16 protein-coding genes are annotated in these 15,830 nt (G+C 70.7%); 4 read left to right on the top strand and 12 right to left on the bottom strand.

What is annotated here, in order from left to right; all coding sequences use genetic code 11:
* Positions 1 to 117 precede the first annotated feature (117 nt).
* The gene (locus tag ACQUSR_RS23860; protein WP_431044651.1) at positions 118 to 333 is read left to right on the top strand and encodes an FmdB family zinc ribbon protein; all 216 of its coding nucleotides are present in this window, start codon (positions 118 to 120) and stop codon (positions 331 to 333) included.
* Positions 334 to 397: 64 nt separating this feature from the next.
* Positions 398 to 1,093 carry a DUF4383 domain-containing protein gene (locus ACQUSR_RS23855; RefSeq protein WP_431044650.1) on the top strand — a complete coding sequence of 232 codons (696 nt, stop codon included), beginning with the start codon at positions 398 to 400 and terminating at the stop codon, positions 1,091 to 1,093.
* Here the strand turns inward: ACQUSR_RS23855 and ACQUSR_RS23850 are convergent.
* From ACQUSR_RS23850 to ACQUSR_RS23840, 3 genes are read right to left on the bottom strand one after another with little or no spacing between them, the layout of a single operon-like run.
* Positions 1,047 to 1,712: an O-methyltransferase gene (locus tag ACQUSR_RS23850; RefSeq protein WP_431044649.1), complete on the bottom strand. Its 666-nt coding sequence runs from the start codon at positions 1,710 to 1,712 to the stop codon at positions 1,047 to 1,049. The genes ACQUSR_RS23855 and ACQUSR_RS23850 overlap by 47 nt on opposite strands.
* Positions 1,713 to 1,720: 8 nt before the next feature.
* Complete coding sequence (locus tag ACQUSR_RS23845; RefSeq protein WP_431044648.1) at positions 1,721 to 2,368, bottom strand: response regulator; 648 nt, start codon at positions 2,366 to 2,368, stop codon at positions 1,721 to 1,723.
* Positions 2,359 to 3,501 carry a sensor histidine kinase gene (locus ACQUSR_RS23840; RefSeq protein WP_431044647.1) on the bottom strand — a complete coding sequence of 381 codons (1,143 nt, stop codon included), beginning with the start codon at positions 3,499 to 3,501 and terminating at the stop codon, positions 2,359 to 2,361. The genes ACQUSR_RS23845 and ACQUSR_RS23840 overlap by 10 nt, the downstream gene beginning before the upstream one ends.
* Positions 3,502 to 3,635: 134 nt before the next feature.
* On the opposite strand from ACQUSR_RS23840, the gene ACQUSR_RS23835 reads away from it, so the two are divergent.
* Positions 3,636 to 4,259 (top strand): DedA family protein, encoded by a 624-nt coding sequence (locus ACQUSR_RS23835; protein WP_431044646.1) that lies wholly within the window; start codon positions 3,636 to 3,638, stop codon positions 4,257 to 4,259.
* A 151-nt stretch (positions 4,260 to 4,410) separates the two neighbouring features.
* Here the strand turns inward: ACQUSR_RS23835 and ACQUSR_RS23830 are convergent, their stop codons facing one another.
* The 3 genes from ACQUSR_RS23830 to ACQUSR_RS23820 are packed head-to-tail and all read right to left on the bottom strand — an operon-like array spanning position 4,411 to position 9,649.
* Complete coding sequence (locus ACQUSR_RS23830; RefSeq protein ID WP_431044645.1) at positions 4,411 to 5,271, bottom strand: HAD family hydrolase; 861 nt, start codon at positions 5,269 to 5,271, stop codon at positions 4,411 to 4,413.
* Positions 5,268 to 8,465: a phosphoribosyltransferase domain-containing protein gene (locus ACQUSR_RS23825; RefSeq protein WP_431044644.1), complete on the bottom strand. Its 3,198-nt coding sequence runs from the start codon at positions 8,463 to 8,465 to the stop codon at positions 5,268 to 5,270. Before ACQUSR_RS23825 ends, ACQUSR_RS23830 begins: the two co-directional genes overlap by 4 nt.
* Positions 8,462 to 9,649, bottom strand: a complete 1,188-nt coding sequence (locus tag ACQUSR_RS23820) for an HpcH/HpaI aldolase/citrate lyase family protein (RefSeq protein WP_431044643.1) — start codon at positions 9,647 to 9,649, stop codon at positions 8,462 to 8,464. Before ACQUSR_RS23820 ends, ACQUSR_RS23825 begins: the two co-directional genes overlap by 4 nt.
* Before the next feature lie 201 nt (positions 9,650 to 9,850).
* Here ACQUSR_RS23820 and ACQUSR_RS23815 point away from each other — a divergent pair, with 201 nt between their 5' ends.
* Entirely contained in the window at positions 9,851 to 10,897 is a 1,047-nt protein-coding gene (locus ACQUSR_RS23815) for a TerD family protein (RefSeq protein ID WP_431044642.1), read from the top strand.
* Between the two features lie 58 nt (positions 10,898 to 10,955).
* Here ACQUSR_RS23815 and ACQUSR_RS23810 read toward each other — a convergent pair whose 3' ends face one another.
* The 6 genes from ACQUSR_RS23810 to ACQUSR_RS23785 all read right to left on the bottom strand — a co-directional run bounded on the left by ACQUSR_RS23810 (position 10,956) and on the right by ACQUSR_RS23785 (position 15,437).
* Positions 10,956 to 11,690 carry a TerD family protein gene (locus ACQUSR_RS23810; RefSeq protein ID WP_431044641.1) on the bottom strand — a complete coding sequence of 245 codons (735 nt, stop codon included), beginning with the start codon at positions 11,688 to 11,690 and terminating at the stop codon, positions 10,956 to 10,958.
* 126 nt (positions 11,691 to 11,816) lie between these two features.
* Positions 11,817 to 12,959: a DUF475 domain-containing protein gene (locus tag ACQUSR_RS23805; RefSeq protein WP_431044640.1), complete on the bottom strand. Its 1,143-nt coding sequence runs from the start codon at positions 12,957 to 12,959 to the stop codon at positions 11,817 to 11,819.
* Between the two features lie 52 nt (positions 12,960 to 13,011).
* Complete coding sequence (locus ACQUSR_RS23800) at positions 13,012 to 13,587, bottom strand: TerD family protein (protein ID WP_431044639.1); 576 nt, start codon at positions 13,585 to 13,587, stop codon at positions 13,012 to 13,014.
* Between the two features lie 151 nt (positions 13,588 to 13,738).
* Positions 13,739 to 14,314, bottom strand: a complete 576-nt coding sequence (locus ACQUSR_RS23795) for a TerD family protein (RefSeq protein WP_431044638.1) — start codon at positions 14,312 to 14,314, stop codon at positions 13,739 to 13,741.
* A gap of 123 nt (positions 14,315 to 14,437) precedes the next feature.
* Positions 14,438 to 14,896, bottom strand: coding sequence for a peroxiredoxin (locus ACQUSR_RS23790; RefSeq protein WP_431044637.1), 459 nt, complete (start codon positions 14,894 to 14,896; stop codon positions 14,438 to 14,440).
* Between the two features lie 109 nt (positions 14,897 to 15,005).
* A complete protein-coding gene (locus tag ACQUSR_RS23785) occupies positions 15,006 to 15,437 on the bottom strand; it encodes a DUF3052 domain-containing protein (protein WP_431044636.1) in 432 nt (143 codons plus the stop codon).
* Between the last annotated feature and the right edge of the window lie 393 nt (positions 15,438 to 15,830).

The raw sequence follows: 15,830 nt of genomic DNA, 5'->3' as shown, positions 1-15,830 counted from the left end.
TCCGTCGTGCCGCTCCCCCGCGCGCGTGCTGCCATGCCCGTGCGCATCGTGCCGCGCCTGTGTCCGTCGCCGCGGACCCCTGCCTGACCTGCGGCTCGGCTGGTTATGCTGCCTCGCATGCCACGTTACGAGTACCGATGCCGCGCCTGTGGGACGACGTTCGAGGTCGACCGGCCCATGGCCCGTTCCGCCGACCCCGCCAGCTGCCCCGACGGGCATGACGACACGGTCAAGCTGCTCTCCGCCGTCGCCGTCGGCGGTACCGCCTCCGCGCCGCGTTCGGGTGGGGGCGGCGGCGGTGGCGGATGCTGTGGAGGCGGCTGCTGCGGTTGAGCCGTGCGGCGGGGCGGCGGATGCTTGAGCTACGTACGCCTGTGCACGCCAAGGGAGGCCGTCCATGGTCATCGGCGATCACAGTCTCCGCGGCGGCCCCAGGCCGCGTCCCGCCAAGCCGCGGCGGATCAGATTCGACGAGCATCTGCCCCTCGATCACCGGCTGAGCCAGGTCTACCGCGTCGGCGCCGGACTCATGGGGCTGGTGTTGCTCGCCTTCGGGATCTTCGGGCTGATCGACAAAGTCGGCTTCTTCGACACGCGCGGTGACACCGTCTCCGGTCTGAACACCAACGGCGCGCTGAGCGTGCTCTCCATCGCCGTCGGTCTGCTGCTCTTCGCGGGCATGGTGATCGGCGGCAACGTCGCCTCCACCGTCAACTGCGTCGTGGCCGTCGGCTTTCTGCTCAGCGGATTCGTCAATCTGGCGCTGCTGCGCACCGACCTCAACTTCCTCGCGTTCCGCATCCAGAACGTGCTGTTCAGCTTTGCCGTCGGGATCATGCTCATGATCTTCGGGATGTACGGGCGGGTGAGCATGACCCTCGGGCACGACAATCCGTACTGGCGCGCCCGCCATCCCGACCAGGCCGCGCGCGAGGCCCGTACGGACGCCCGCGCCCGCGCCGAGGCCCTGCGAAAGGCCCTCAACGAAGGCGCGGTGTCACCGGAGGAGGTCGCGCGGCAGGTCTACAGCCCCCACGCCGCTCCGCTCACTCCGCCCGGCGGCGCGCCAGCGTCAGACCGTCCGCCACCGTGACCATCACGGACTCCATCCGGGCGTCGGCGGCCACGTGGTCGTTGAACCTGCGGATTGCGGCGGGATTGCCCGTCGCCGCCGGGTCGGTGACCTTGCCGCCGAAGAGGACGTTGTCCGCGACGATGAGGCCGCCGGGGCGCATGCGGGGGACCAGTTCCTCCCAGTACGCCACGTAGTTCTCCTTGTCCGCGTCGACGTAGGCGAGGTCGATGTGCGGCTCTGCGGGCAGCGCGCGCAGGGTGTCCAGGGCGGGGGCGATCCGCAGGTCGATGCGGTCGTCGACACCGGCTTTGGCCCAGGCCTCGCGTCCGTACGCGGTCCACTCCTCCGACACGTCGCACGTGATGAGCCGTCCGTCGGCGGGCAGCGCCTGCGCCATGGAGAGGGCGGAGAAGCCGGTGAACGTACCGACCTCGACGACGAGCCGGGCGCCGGTGAGCCGGACCAGGAAGGCCAGCAGCGGGCCCTGCTCCTGCGCGGACTGCATCCCGGCCTCCGCGGCGAGCCGCTGGTGCGTGACGTCGACGAGTTCACGCTGGACCGGGTCCAGTGGCGGGTTGTGCGCCAGTACGTAGTCGTACAACTCGGGGGTCAGCGGCGGGTTCTTGGTCTCGGTCACGGTGCCTCTCAGCTTCCCAGGTAACGGAGTACGGCCAGCACTCGGCGACTGTAACCCGCACTGCTCGGCAGAGTGAGCTTTTCGAAAATCGCGTTGATGTGCTTTTCGACGGCACTGCGCGAGACGTGCAGCCGCTCGGCGATCGCGGTGTTGGCGTGTCCCTGGGCCATGGCGTCGAGGACGTCCCGCTCGCGCGGGGTGAGGCGGCTGAGGGGGTCGGTGTGGGTGCTGCGGACCAGGAGCTGGCGGACGACCTCGGGGTCGAACGCGGTGCCTCCGGCGGCGACCCGGTCCAGCGCGTCGAGGAACTCGTCGACCTCGACCACCCGGTCCTTGAGTACGTAGCCGATGCCCTCGCCCGCGCCGGTCAGCAGCTCGGTCGCGTACCGCTTCTCGACGTACTGGGACAGGACCAGGACGCCCACGTCAGGATGGCCGGCGCGGATCTTGAGGGCGGCGCGCAGCCCTTCGTCGGTGTGCGTGGGCGGCATGCGTACGTCCACCACGACGGCGTCGACGTCCGGGTGCCGGGCCACCGCCGCCAGCAGCGCCTCGGCGTCGCCGACCGCGGCCACCACCTCGTGGCCTTCCTCGGCGAGCAGTCGTATCAGCCCCTCGCGCAGCAGGGTCGAGTCGTCGGCCAGGATCAGGCGCATGGCAGCTCCGCGGTGATGGTGGTGGGTCCGCCGGGCGGGCTGTCGACCCGGAGGTGGCCGTCGAGCGCGGCGACGCGGCGGCGCAGCCCGAGCAGTCCGCTGCCCGCCGGGTCGGCACCGCCGGTGCCGTCGTCGGTGATCCGGACCCGCAGGCCGTCGGGGCGGTGTCCGGTCAGTTCGACGCCGATGGCGTCGGCGGCGGAGTGCTTGATGGCGTTGGTGACGGCCTCGGACACCACGAAATACGCCACGGTGCGCACCGCCATGGCGGGTTCGGCGGGCAACGCGTAGTCCAGCCGCACGGGGATCGGGGACCGCTCGGCGACCGTCTCCAGCGCCGCCCGCAGGCCGGCCTCGTCCAGCACGGTCGGATAGACCCGCCAGGCCACCTCGCGCAGGTCGGTCAGCGCCTGGCGGCTCTCGGCGTGCGCCTGGGCGACGAGCGCGGTGATCTTCTCGGTGTCGTGGCTGCGGCGGGCGCGGCCGAGCAGCATGCCCAGGGCGACGAGGCGCTGCTGCACCCCGTCGTGCAGGTCGCGTTCGATACGGCGGCGCTCGTCGTGGACGGCGTCCACGACGCCGGCGCGGCTGCTGGCCAGTTGCCGGATCCGCCGCTCCATCACTTCCTGCTGGCTGGGGCCGAGGAAGTGCCTGGCCAGGTGCCCTTCCAGCGTGGCGACGCCGATGACGCCCTGGACACCGAGGAAGGTCAGCAGGATGCCGCCGGTGCCGGAGGACAGAACGATCACCACTGTGTCACGGGACATGATGAACCAGCCCCAGAACAGGAAGCTCAGGTACAGCGCGCCGACGGCCAGGGAGAGCAGGACCAGTCCGCCGAGCAGGCCCAGCGCCCAGCGCACCGCCAGATACTGCAGGGCCCGCCGGTCCGCGTAGTCGGCTGCGATCTCGTGTCCCGCGCAGCGGGCAAGCCGCCGCCGCTCCGCCTCGCACAGCCACCGCACCCCGGCGGTGACCGGGCGCAGCACCCGCTGCCGGGTTGTCGGCCACGCCGTCACACTGAGCAGGGCCACGCCCGCCGCGGCGACGTACAGCAGCTCGATGACGGCGGTGCAGGTGCCGATGAGCAGCCCGGCCGCCAGCCGCAGCCCGTGCCGAATCCATCCACGCATGATGCCCAACGCTAGCCGGGCGGCGGGCTGGTGACACTGAGGATTTCCGCAGTTTGCGGGGTGGCACGGGTACCCGGTGAAGTCGGGTACGGGCTTCATGGCCGCGGGCTCGCCCGCTTTCTAGCGTGGTGGACATGAGTGATCGCATCACCGACTGGGCCACCGGCCTGATGGACAGCCTCGGGGCGCCGGGTGCGGGCCTGGCCATCGCCCTGGAGAACCTCTTCCCGCCGCTGCCCAGCGAGGTGATCCTGCCGCTGGCGGGGTTCGCGGCGGGACAGGGCCGGATGAACCTGTACGCGGTGCTGCTGTGCACCACGGTGGGCTCGGTGGTCGGGGCGCTCGCGCTGTACTGGGTGGGCGCGCTGCTGGGCCGCGACCGCACGCTGGCGCTCGCGGCGCGGCTGCCGCTGGTCAAGGCCGCGGACATCGAGCGGACCGAGCGGTGGTTCGTCCGACACGGCACCAAAGCGGTCTTCTTCGGGCGCATGGTGCCGATATTCCGCAGCATGGTCTCGGTGCCCGCCGGGGTGGAGCGAATACCGCTCCCGCGCTTCCTCGGCCTGACCACGCTGGGCAGCCTGATCTGGAACTCCGTGTTCGTCCTGGCCGGCTACGGCCTCGGCGACAACTGGCAGGACGTCACGGACTACGTCGGGGTCTACTCCAAGGTGGTGCTGGCGGCCGCCGGGCTCGCGGTCGCCGGGTTCGTCGCCGTGCGCCTGCTCAGCCCGGGGCGGGGCAGGCGCCGCGGCTGACTCACCGTACGACCCGTCGGCGCCGGCTCCCGGAGTGTCCGCCGCGGCTCGTCGGCCGGGGCTCGTCGGCCCCTGACTCGTCGGCCGTGGCTCGTCGGGCGTGGCTGCCGGTGAGCGTCGTCGCGGAGCCGACCGCCGCTACGGCGCGTCGTCAGGCGCGGCCCCGGGAGACGGCGCGGATGACCTCGATGCGGGCCTTCGCGCGCGTGACGGAGGCGTGCTCGGCGATGGCCCGGACGATCGCCTCGCCCGCCGCCGCGCCCCGCTCGGGCACCGCCGTCACCTGCGGTGCCGTCCAGCCCGCGTCCGCCAGTTCGCCGTGGCCGGGCCGCCAGCCGTGGTCGGCGGCAAGCAGCAGGTCCGCGTCGAGCAGTGAGTCACCGGCGCTCAGCACCTCGTCGGTGCCGGTGCGGCGGGCGACCTCGGCGACGGCCGCGCTCTTGGTGAGCGGCTTGGGAACGGCATAGATCTTGCGGCCCTGGAGTGAGACGGTCCAGCCGAGAGGCCCGGCCCACTCGGCGAGTTCCTTGACGTAGCCGTCGGGCAGCAGGCTCCGGTCCACGACGAGGTACGCGAACAGGTCCTCCGCCACGCGCTCCTTGAGCAGCCACGCAGGGTCGGCGGTGCGGTTCAGGTGCGTACGGATCTCGTCCAGCGGCGCGCACTCGGCGGTGAGGGTGGCGCGCACCGTCGCGTGCCACTCGGGGTCGGACTCCCCGTCGACCAGCAGGTGGCCGCCGTTGGCGCAGATCGCGAAGCGCGGTGCGGGGCCGGGGAGGTGGATCCGGCCGTACTGTTCCCGGGTGCGGGTCGTGGTCGGGACGAACACCGAGGTGCGGGCCACCTCGGCGAGGAGCGTGGCGGCCTCCTCCGTCATGTAGGAGAGCGGCTTGCCCTCGTACACCTCGACGCAGAGCAGGCGCGGCGCTTCGGCGTCCGGCATGTCGAGGCCCAGGGCCGCCGCCGAGTAGATCAGGGTGCGATCGAGATCGCTCGCCACCAGCACGCTCATCTGGAAACCGCCTTTCCGTCGGCGCCGGTCGCGCCCTTCGTGTAGCGCGGGTGGATGAGTCCCACGCAGGTGTACGGCAACGCGTCGACCTCTTCCACCGGTACACCGCGCTGCTCGGCGAGCAGCCGTACGTGATCGAGATCCGCGCCCGCGCCGCGAGAGGCGAGGATCTTCCAGGGGACGCGGCGCAGCAGCACACGGGTCGTCTCGCCGACGCCCGGCTTGACGAGGTTGACGTCGTGGATGCCGTACTCCTCGCTGATCCGCTCGACGGCGGCCCAGCCCTCCCAGGTGGGGGTGCGGTCGGCGGCCGCCAGTTCCTTGACGTCCGCGGCGACGTCGGCCGCGACGTCGGCGAACCGGGCGGCGACGGTGTCCAGGAACAGCCCGGAGACATCGGCGCCGGCCAGCTCGCGGTAGAACTTGGCGCCGTGGAAGTCGCCGGGGCCGACGAGGTCGGCACGCAGCACGGTGCGGGAGACCAGGCCGGAGACGGTGGAGTTGAGGCAGGCGGAGGGGATGAGGAAGTCGTCGCGGGTGCCGTAGGTCTCCACGCAGCGGCCGGGGTCGGCGAGCACCGCGATCCGGGGGTCGAAGCCCGGGTGCTCCGCGGCCGCGGCGGCCAGTTCACGGGTGATCGCGCCCTTGCCGGTCCAGCCGTCCACGAACACGACGTCGGCCGGGTCGTGGTGCGCGGCCAGCCAGCGCAGCGCCGCGGTGTCGATACCGCGGCCGCGCACGATGGAGACGGCGTAGTGCGGCAGGTCGAGCCCGTGCGCGTGGCGCGCCCAGCGGCGCATGAGGACACCGACGGGGGTGCCGGCGCGGGCGAGGGAGACCAGGACGGGGCGGGGGGACCGCTCGGCGAGCACGGTGTCTGTGACGGTTCCGACGGCACGGGCGATGCGGGTGGCGGAGATGTCGAGCGCGGTCCGGAACAGCGCCTGGTACGCCTCGCTGGGCTGGTACTCGACCGGCAGCGACTCGGCGTAGTGGGCGCCGCCGCTCTGGATCGCCTCCTCCCGTTCCTCGGTGGGCGCTTCGAGGGTGACGTCGGAGAAGTCCTGGAGCAGCCAGCCGACCTCCTCGGGGGCGTAGGAGGAGAAGTCGGGTCCGCGGAGCGGTTCTGGCATGGGCGGCGCCTGTTCGGTTTCGGAGCGGGAGGCGGGGGTGGCGTGGGAGGCGGGGGCGGTGTCGCGGACTGGGCCGGCGGCTGTGCCGGGGGCGGGAGCGGGCACGTAGGACGGCACGACGGCGAGCAGCACCTGGTCGGTATGCGCGGCCAGACGGGCCGTCAGCCCGTCCGGGGCGTGCAGGTGGGGGGTGTCGGCGGCGGAGTCGACCACGGCGACGATCGCGTCGAAGCGGCGCGCGGGGTCGCTGCCGGGAGCGACGTTGTACGCGTAGCGCTCGCCGGGGCCGTCGGCGGGGTCGTCGTGGGCGGGGAAGGCGAGGCGGGTGCGGATGGCGTAGCCGGGGTCGTCCACGGCCAGGACGGGTGAGCGGGTGGTGGTGGAGTAGCGCACGTCGACCCCGTCGAGGCGGTCCTGAAGGGCCTCGGCGATCCGCAGGGGTGCGTACATCAGCTCTTCGAAGCCGAGGACGAGCACACGGCGCAGCTCACCCGCCGGGCGGGGATCTGCCTCCGGGCCGGCGTACGGCTCCGTCCCCGTGTCCGGGCGCGGGGCTGTCGCGGCCGAGCGCTCGGGCACCGGCGTCGCGCCTTCGGCGGGCTCTCCCCCGCCCCGCACCTTCCCGGAACCGGGGCTCCGCCCCGCACCCCGGTCGTCAAGGGCCTGGGGGCGAGACGCAGTGGGCCCGTCCGGTGCCGGAGGAGCAAGGGGGGTCCGGGGGGATCCCCCTGGTTCGCGAAGGGACGGTGTGAGGGAAGGCTCCGGGCTCCGGGCAGGTCCCAGCGCCTCCGCGATACGAGCCGCCATGTCCGGCAGCGCGGCCTTCAGTTGTGCCCGGTGCTCGGGCGTGAAGCCGTGCCGTCCGCCGTCGGGCAGGCCCTCGGGCCAGCCGAGCTCCACGCGGCGCACGGGCTGCCCGGCCTCGTGGCCGGTGGCCGCGGCAGCCGCCGCTACCGCGTCATGTCCCCCGGCCTCGTGCGCTGCGGCCTCATGCGCCACCGCCTCGCGCGTCGCCGCATCGGCCGTCGCCGCATCGGCCGCCGCCGTCTCGTGTTCGGCGACGAGCCGCTGCCCCCGCTCCAGTACGCCGTCCGGCAGGGTCACCGTGCCCGCTGCCAGGGAGATCAGGTCCACGCGGGCGCCGAGGTCCGCCGCGAAGCGTTCCAGCCGGGCCCGGTCCGCCGCCGACCGCATGTCGACCAGGGCGACGACCACGTACCGGTCGCGGGGGTAGCGCGCGTGCAGCGCGGCGATGGTGTTGAGCACGGTGTTGCCGGTGGAGAACTCGTCGTCGACGAGCACCAGCGGCCCGCGCCCGCTCAGCAGTTCCGGGTCCTGCGGCAACAGCAGATGCGAGGTGGCGTGGCTGTGCTCCTCCTCGAAGCCGCCGACCGCGCGGACGCCGGGCACGGGGCGCCGTGTGGAGTGCAGATACGGGGCGAGGGCCAGCCCGTCCGCGACGCTGTGGCCCAGGCCGGTCGCGGTCTCGGCGTAGCCGAGGACGACGGCGCGCGCAGCCGCGTCGTCGCCGAGGAGGTCGCGTACCCGGCGGCCGAGTCCCAGCCCCGCCTCGTAGACGGTCCGTGGGCGCTGCGGCACGTGCTTGCCCAGCACGTTGGAGACGAGCAGATGGGCGCGCTTGGGGTTGCGCCGGAGGGCGAGGCCCAGGAGCTCCCGCAGCCTGGCGCCGCCGGACGCGACGTCACGCGCCCCGTCGGACGCACGCGCCCCCTCGGACGCGGCATCACGCGCCCCCTCGGACACGGCGTCGTGCCCCCGCTCCGACGCACCGTGGCGCCCTCCGACGGACGCACCGTCAGGTGCCGTCTCCGGTGTCCGGTCGTCTCGCGCGCCCTCGGACGCCCCGCCCGGGGCACCGTCGAGTCCGACGCCCAGCCGGTCCGCCACCCACTGTCCCGACCACACCATGCCGTCGTCCGTGCCCTTGTCCGTGCCTGTGCCGCCGCCGACGCCCTCGTCCGCGCCCTCGCCCATGCCGCCGCCGGTGCCCTCGTCCGTCACCTTCGCCCTCGCCTCCGTTCCGTGCTCGCCACGGCTCATACGGTCCGCAGCCCCGCGGCCAGCAGCTCCACGAAGCTGATGTCCTCGCGTGCCACACCGAACACCTCGGCGCGCAGCAGGATCCGCTCGGCCCAGGCCCGGTGCGGCTTCACCTCGTTCATCTTGTTCGTGTACGCCGAACGGAGGACTCCGCCCCCGCTGCGCTCCGGGCCGAGGATGTCCGTGGCGTCGGTGAACTCCTCATGGCTGACCACCGACAGCGCGTGCACCGGCGCCACGTGGGTGGGGTGGATGCAGGTCTTGCCCTGGAGTCCGTTGGCGCGGTCGAGTTCGATCTCGCGCAGCAGGCCGTCCATGTCGTGTTCGATCAGCGCGGTGCGCAGCGCCTCCGCGCGCCCGGTGAACGGGCTGCGCCGCAACTGCGGCTTGAACATCCGCTCGTGGGGTTTGAAGTACTCCCACACCGGCCCGGTGACCGTGAAGCCCGTGCCGTCCGCGCGCCCCAGCATGTTGACCACGTCGGCGATCACCCCGGCCACGAGTTGCACGTCGTAGGCGGTCATGTCGGGCGCGCGGCGCAGCCCGTACGCCGAGCAGAAGTCGGTCACGCCCAGACGCAGCGCCAGCACCCGGTCGCGGTACTTGTCGATGGTGCGGGCGATGCCGCCCAGCGTCTCGGCGCGGGTCTCCAGATGGAGCAGTTCGGGCGATTCCAGTACGGGCATCGCATACAGCCGCCGCCCTCCCAGCACCTCGGCGATCTGCGTCGTTTCGGCCGCTATCAGGGCTTCCAGGAACGGAACTCCCCGCTCCTCGGTGAACTTCGGTAGTACGAATCCGGACAGCAGCCGGACCGCTTTTCCGAAGCGTCGCACGAGGTCGGCGATCTGCTCAGGGGTGCGCACCCGGATGAACAACAGGGGCAGCGCGGCATCCGCATGCCGGTCCGCCAGCTCCGCGAACTGCCGGACGAGGTTCTCCTCGGCTTCGGCGACCTCGCCGTCGTCGATGGAGTCCTCCAGGCAGAGCACCATGGAGACCACGCCGCGACCTGCCTGTTTGATGATGTCCTCGGCGAGTCGAGGGCGCGTGGCCGGGCTGTAGAGGGTGGCACCGAGGGCGATGGCCAGCGTGCGCGCGGGCGAGTCCGCGGTGAACTCGCCGGGCTCACGGTGGAACAGTTCCTTCCGCACTGCAGCCGAAAGGTGCCCGAAATGCTGCATAAATCTCCCCGTTGCGCCGGCGCTTCTCCTGGGCTCGCAGGCTGCGAGCATGGCCGATAATCGTACGTCCTAAGTTGGGTCAAGAGTTCCCCAAGCCCATGAAAATCAAGTAACTCCTCCGCATCATCCGCGTGTCCCGCTATCCACATCGCTCCTACCCTGCGTTGTCCCCGCCCCCTATGGGAAGGCAGGATTGCGGACATGACGCACGCGATGCTGAAGGGATCGAACATCCCACTGGACGCCACAGCCGTACGGGCCGTGCTGCGCTGGGCCCCCGGCGCCGACGTACCGGACGTGGACGCCTCCGCGCTCCTGCTGGCCGCCGACGGCCGCGTGCGCTCAGACGAGGACTTCGTCTTCTACAACCAGCCCCGGCACCCCTCGGGGCTGGTCCGGCACCTGCCCAAGAAGCGGCTGCCGGAGGGGCTCACGGACACCATCGAGGCCGATCTGACCGCGCTGGAGGCGGGGGTCGACCGTGTCGTGCTGGCCGCGTCGGCGGACGGCGGTCCCTTCGGGCGCGTCCAGGACCTGACCGTGCTCCTCCACGACGCGGCCGCCCCCGCCGGCACCGAGCCCATCGCGGTCTTCAAGGTCACCGCCGAGACCGGCCGGGAGACCGCCATGATCTGCGGCGAGCTGTACCGGCGCGCCGACGCGTGGAAGTTCCGAGCGCTGGGACAGGGGTACGAGTCCGGGCTGGTCGGGCTGGCCACCGAGTTCGGCATCTCGGTCGACGACGACGGGGAGCAGGAGAGCTCCGCCGCGCCGGCCCCCGAACCGGCCCGCTCCACCACTCCCGTACCCGAACCGGCCCGCTCCGCCGCGCCGGCACCCGAACCCGCGCGGCCTGCCGCTCCCGCACCCGAGCCGTCCGGTGCCAGCGCGCCCGCGCCCAGCGCGCCCGCGCCCGCTCCCCTTCCGCCGACGGAGCCGCAGGGTGTCCCCGGTCCTCCGCCCGGGCAGACGGTCGACGAGGACTCCTGGGGTCCGGCGCCCCAGCCCGCCGCGGCCGGGTACGGCTACCCGCAGATGCCGCCCCCGCCGTCGGCCCCACCGCAGGCGCCGCCCGGCTACGGCTATCCGCAGCACCCGGCACCGCCCGCACCGCAGCCCGCCTACGGCTACCCGCAGCCCCCGGCCTACGGCTATCCGCAGCAGGCACAGCCGCCGACCGCCCCACCGCCGATACCGGACCCGGCCTTCACACTGCCGCCGCAGGGCCCGCAGTTCCAGCGGCGGTAGCCGGCCGGCACGGACAGGCTCGTCAGACCGTGGTCGTCCGTCAGGCCTTGGTCGTCCGTCAGACCTTGGTCTTCTTGTAGCCGCGCCCCCATTGCAGCCCCCACCCGTACAGCCGGTCCAGCTCCGCCTGGAAGCCATACACGTACTTCACCTCGCGGCGCACGACCATCTCGCCCTTGATGTTCTCGATCATCACCACGGCGCAGGAGCGGGCCTCCGGCGCCCGTTCGTCGAGGGAGATCTCGACCCGCGGCCCGTTGCTCGGATACAGCGTCACCAAGGCGTGCGTACGGTCGAACGCGGGCGTGCCGTCGTAGATGTAGACGAACACCAGCAGCCGCTTGATGTCGTCCTTGTGGTCCAGGTTGACGAAGACCGTCTCGCCGGAGCCCGATCCGAACCGGTCGTCGCCGCTCAGCTGGACGTACGGCGCGGTGTTGAGGCTGCCGTAGAAGTCGCCCAGCGGCTGCACCACACCCTTGGCGCCGTTCTGGAGTTCGTACATGCAGGCCAGGTCGAGGTCGACGTTGACCATCGCCGGGCCCTGGGCCTGCACCATCTCGGGCTTGAACATCCGCAGGGGGTGCCGGAGCAGACTCTGGTCCCAGCCGCGCTTGCCGCCGAAGTCCGAGGTCCGCATCCGCCAGGACAGATTGACGCGCAGGTTCCCCCCGGCGGCGCCCTGTTTGGTCAGCGAGATCGCGGCGCGCCGCTTGGTCAGTTCCACCACGCCGGTGGCGTCGCCGCTGTCGAACTGCTGCGCGCCCCGCCCCCAGTTGCTCCAGAAGCCCACCGTCAACCACCCCCACCGCCGACCGCGTCCGGCCGGGTCGCCATCCGCCCAACTGCCACGGGGCGGCCGTAGGGAGGTTTCTCCTCCGGCCGCCCCGCTTTTCAGCGTTCCTCAATCGCCCCCGGGTCACACTCCGGAGGAGACTTCCGTCCTCTCCGAGCCGCCGCCGTCCGCCGCCTCGCGCCGGTTGCGGACCACCGAGGACCAGTACGCGGCGGCGATCAGGACCACACCGATGAGGCCGGTGATGACCTCGCTGATCTCGTACTTGATCGTGATCAGCAGGATGAGGCCGAGCGCGCCGATGGCGTAGTGCGCGCCGTGCTCCAGGTAGACGTACTCGTCGAGGGTGCCCTTGCGGACGAGGAAGACCGTCAGCGACCGGATGTACATGGCGCCGATGCCCAGACCCAGCGCCATCATGAAGATGTCGTTGGTGATGGCGAACGCGCTGATGACGCCGTCGAAGGAGAACGACGCGTCGATGACCTCCAGGTAGAGGAACATGGCGAACGCGGCCTTGCCGGCGAGCCCGACGACCGTGGGACCGCCCTTCTTCTCGGCCTCGGCGCCCTTCGCGGATCCCTCCGACTCCTCGCCGTCCTCTTCCTCGGACTCCTCCAGCTTCTCCTCGAAGTAGCCGGAGACACCGCCGACGATCAGATACGTCACCAGACCGGCGACACCGGAGAGGAGCACCGTGGCGGTCTTGTCGCCGCCGCCGTGCGCCACGTCCCCCGCGAGCATCTCGGACGTGACCAGCAGAGTGGCCAGGGCGATGACGATGGAGAGCGTGTCCAGCTTGCCGAGCTTGGCCAGCGGCTTCTCCAGCCACGCCAGCCACTTGATCTCCCGCTCCTCGAAGACGAAGTCGAGGAAGATCATCAGCAGGAACATTCCGCCGAAGGCGGCGATCGCCGGGTGGGCGGCGGTGACCAGGTGCTCGTACTGGTCCTTGTCGTTGATCGCCAGATCGATCGCCTCGATCGGCCCGATCTTCGCCGTGATGGCGACAATGACGACCGGGAAGACCAGTCGCATGCCGAAGACGGCGATCAGAATGCCGATGGTCAGGAAGATCCGCTGCCAGAAGGCGTTCATCTTCCGGAGGATGCCGGCGTTGATGACGGCGTTGTCGAACGAGAGCGAGATCTCCAGGATCGACAGGATCCCGACGATCGCTAGCCCCTCCCACGACCACAAAATTCCGGCCAAGGCCAGGCCGGCCACCGTAGCGGCGAACGACCAACCAAAGGTTTTCAGCAGCACTGGCTACCCAATCCTTCTTCGTGAGGGGTCTCCCCCGCGCCTGTACGCGGCTTTACGAAACGTTGACCCCGAAGTCTAGAGCGATGCCTCGCAGCCCCGACGCGTACCCCTGCCCAACGGCCCGGAACTTCCACTCGCTGTTGTAGCGGTAGACCTCACCGAAGATCATCGCGGTTTCGCCGGAGGCGTCTTCCGACAGGTCGTAGCGCGCCAGCTCATTGCCGTCGGCCTGATTCACCACACGGATGAAAGCATTACTGACCTGCCCGAACGTCTGGCCACGGGCATCCGCGTCATGGATCGACACGGGAAAAACGATCTTGTCGACCTGCGCGGGGACCTTGGACAGGTCCACCAGGAGGGACTCGTCGTCCCCGTCACCCTCGCCGGTGAGGTTGTCGCCCGTATGCTCCACGGAGCCCTCGGGGCTCGTGAGGTTGTTGTAGAAGACGAAGTACTCGTCGCCCAGCACCCGGCCCGAGCGGCACAGCAGCGCGCTGGCGTCGAGGTCGAACGGCGCCCCGGTGGTGGAGCGCGCGTCCCAGCCGAGGCCGACCAGGATCTGCGTCAGATTCGGCGCGGCCTTGGAGAGGGAGACATTGCCTCCCTTGGCGAGCGTGACACCCATGATGCGTTTTCCTCCCCGATGTCATGTGTCCTGAGATGTGTTCTGCGTCGTCGTCCCGCGGTGTCCCGTCCGCAAGCGCGGCCGGCGCCGCACTCCTGTCAGGTGTGCGGCGCCGGATCCTTGCGTACCGAGGTACGGACGAACTAGCGGGTCAGACGTTGACGCCGAAGTCCTGCGCGATGCCGCGCAGGCCCGAGGCGTACCCCTGGCCGATGGCCCGGAACTTCCACTCCGCCCCGTTGCGGTACAGCTCGCCGAAGACCATGGCGGTCTCGGTCGAGGCGTCCTCGCTGAGGTCGTAGCGCGCCAGCTCGACGTTGTCGGCCTGGTTCACCACGCGGATGAACGCGTTGCGCACCTGGCCGAAGCTCTGCTGGCGGGTCTCGGCGTCGTAGATCGACACCGGGAACACGATCTTGGCGACATCGGCCGGGACGCCGACCAGGTTCACCTTGATCTGCTCGTCGTCACCCTCGCCCTCACCGGTGATGTTGTCGCCGGTGTGCTCCACGGAGCCGTCGGGGCTCTTGAGGTTGTTGAAGAACACGAAGTTCTGGTCGTTGGCGACCTTGCCCTCGGTGTTCGTCAGGATGGCACTGGCGTCGAGGTCGAAGTCAGTGCCAGTGGTGGTACGGGCGTCCCAGCCCAGACCGACGATGACAGCGGTCAGGTTCGGGGCTTCCTTGGTCAGCGAGACGTTGCCGCCCTTGCTGAGGCTGACTCCCACGAGTCCTCCCAAAAAGGTTCGTCAGGAGCACGGTGTGCCCCCTGTTGTGTTGCGGTTGCCATCGGATCAACGATTTGATCCTAGTGAGCGGTTCCCCTGGGTACAGGGTTTCCGGCGCCTTGGTTACAGGGTTTCCAGCGCCTTCACGTAGTCGCTGATGTCGCGGGCGTCCGGGAGGCCGTTGACGACCGTCCAGCGGACCACGCCCTCCTTGTCGATGACGAAGGTGCCGCGCACCGCGCAGCCCTTCTCCTCGTCGAAGACGCCGTAGGCGCGGCTGACCTCGCCGTGCGGCCAGAAGTCCGACAGCAGCGGGTACTCCAGGCCCTCCTTCTCGGCGAAGACGCGCAGGGAGAACGGCGCGTCGTTGGAGACGGCGAGCAGCTGGACGTCGTCGTTGACGAACTTCGGCAGCTCGTCGCGGAGCGCGCACAGCTCACCGGTGCACACGCCGGTGAAGGCGAACGGGTAGAAGAGCAGCACGACGTTCTTCTCACCGCGGAAGTCGGCGAGCCGGACCGTCTCGCCATGCTGGTTCTTGAGCTCGAACTCCGGGGCCTTCGTACCGACCTCTATCGCCATAGGAGACATCCCTTCGCATCAGCTCGACAGATCGCGACCACCCTACGCGCAGAGCCCCCCTCCGGTTCGACCCGGAGGGGGGCTCTCATGCAGTGTCTGCCCGGTCGCCTCAGCGCTTGGGGCCCTTCGGCGTGACCATACGGCTGCCCGTCCAGTCCTTGGCGGCGTTGATGCTGCGGGTCTGGGAGAGGCCGGCGGTCTGTGCGGCCTCGTTGATGTCGCTCGGCTCGATGTAGCCGTCACGCCCGGTCTTGGGGGTCATCAGCCAGATCTGGCCGCCTTCGTCGATCAGGCCGATGGCGTCCACCAGCGCGTCCGTAAGGTCGCCGTCGTCATCACGGAACCACAGCAGGACGGCGTCGGCCACGTCGTCGTAGTCCTCGTCGACGAGCTCCTGGCCGATCAGGGCCTCGATACCTTCGCGGAGCTCCTGATCAACGTCGTCGTCGTTGCCGATCTCCTGGACCACCTGTCCGGGCTCGAACCCCAGCTTCGCCGCCGGGTTGGTCCGCTCCTCCGCGTGGTCCGCGGTCGCGCTCACGGATGTCCTCCTGTCACGTTCATGAATGCGTTGCGCACCCCGCGCGCACGCGAGGGCATTGGGCGTAGTCCACACGGGCCGGGCGGATCGCGCAAGTACCCAGCCTCCGAGACCGCCGAAACGGTGACGGATGGGGCGGTGTCACCGCAACTCGCATCCCGCCGCCCGAGCCCACCGTGATTCACGCCACAGTGATTCAAGGCTTTTGTGGACTTGTGTCGCCAGATTACGTCGTTCAGGGCCGAACGGCCGTACGCGGGGGACCTCCGCCGTGGGCGTAAGGTTGCGATTTGGCCGTCGACAGCCGGACGGCCGCGCGGCGCCCATCTCACAAAGTGGTGGTTACCACTCAGTAGAGATGACGTACCCCATACGCGAGGTACACGATGGATG

The sequence above is a fragment of the Streptomyces sp. P1-3 genome, assembly GCF_050613155.1.
GTDB lineage: Bacteria > Actinomycetota > Actinomycetes > Streptomycetales > Streptomycetaceae > Streptomyces.
This window is presented reverse-complemented; position numbering and strand designations above follow the sequence as displayed.

What these genes read in the sequence shown, in the direction of transcription:
- ACQUSR_RS23860 (WP_431044651.1), top strand. Translation starts at nt 118, where the DNA reads ATGCCACGTTACGAGTACCGATGCCGCGCCTGTGGGACGACGTTCGAG.
- ACQUSR_RS23855 (WP_431044650.1), top strand. Translation starts at nt 398, where the DNA reads ATGGTCATCGGCGATCACAGTCTCCGCGGCGGCCCCAGGCCGCGTCCC.
- ACQUSR_RS23845 (WP_431044648.1), bottom strand. Translation starts at nt 2,368, where the DNA reads ATGCGCCTGATCCTGGCCGACGACTCGACCCTGCTGCGCGAGGGGCTG.
- ACQUSR_RS23840 (WP_431044647.1), bottom strand. Translation starts at nt 3,501, where the DNA reads ATGCGTGGATGGATTCGGCACGGGCTGCGGCTGGCGGCCGGGCTGCTC.
- ACQUSR_RS23835 (WP_431044646.1), top strand. Translation starts at nt 3,636, where the DNA reads ATGAGTGATCGCATCACCGACTGGGCCACCGGCCTGATGGACAGCCTC.
- ACQUSR_RS23830 (WP_431044645.1), bottom strand. Translation starts at nt 5,271, where the DNA reads ATGAGCGTGCTGGTGGCGAGCGATCTCGATCGCACCCTGATCTACTCG.
- ACQUSR_RS23825 (WP_431044644.1), bottom strand. Translation starts at nt 8,465, where the DNA reads ATGAGCCGTGGCGAGCACGGAACGGAGGCGAGGGCGAAGGTGACGGAC.
- ACQUSR_RS23820 (WP_431044643.1), bottom strand. Translation starts at nt 9,649, where the DNA reads ATGCAGCATTTCGGGCACCTTTCGGCTGCAGTGCGGAAGGAACTGTTC.
- ACQUSR_RS23815 (WP_431044642.1), top strand. Translation starts at nt 9,851, where the DNA reads ATGACGCACGCGATGCTGAAGGGATCGAACATCCCACTGGACGCCACA.
- ACQUSR_RS23800 (WP_431044639.1), bottom strand. Translation starts at nt 13,587, where the DNA reads ATGGGTGTCACGCTCGCCAAGGGAGGCAATGTCTCCCTCTCCAAGGCC.
- ACQUSR_RS23790 (WP_431044637.1), bottom strand. Translation starts at nt 14,896, where the DNA reads ATGGCGATAGAGGTCGGTACGAAGGCCCCGGAGTTCGAGCTCAAGAAC.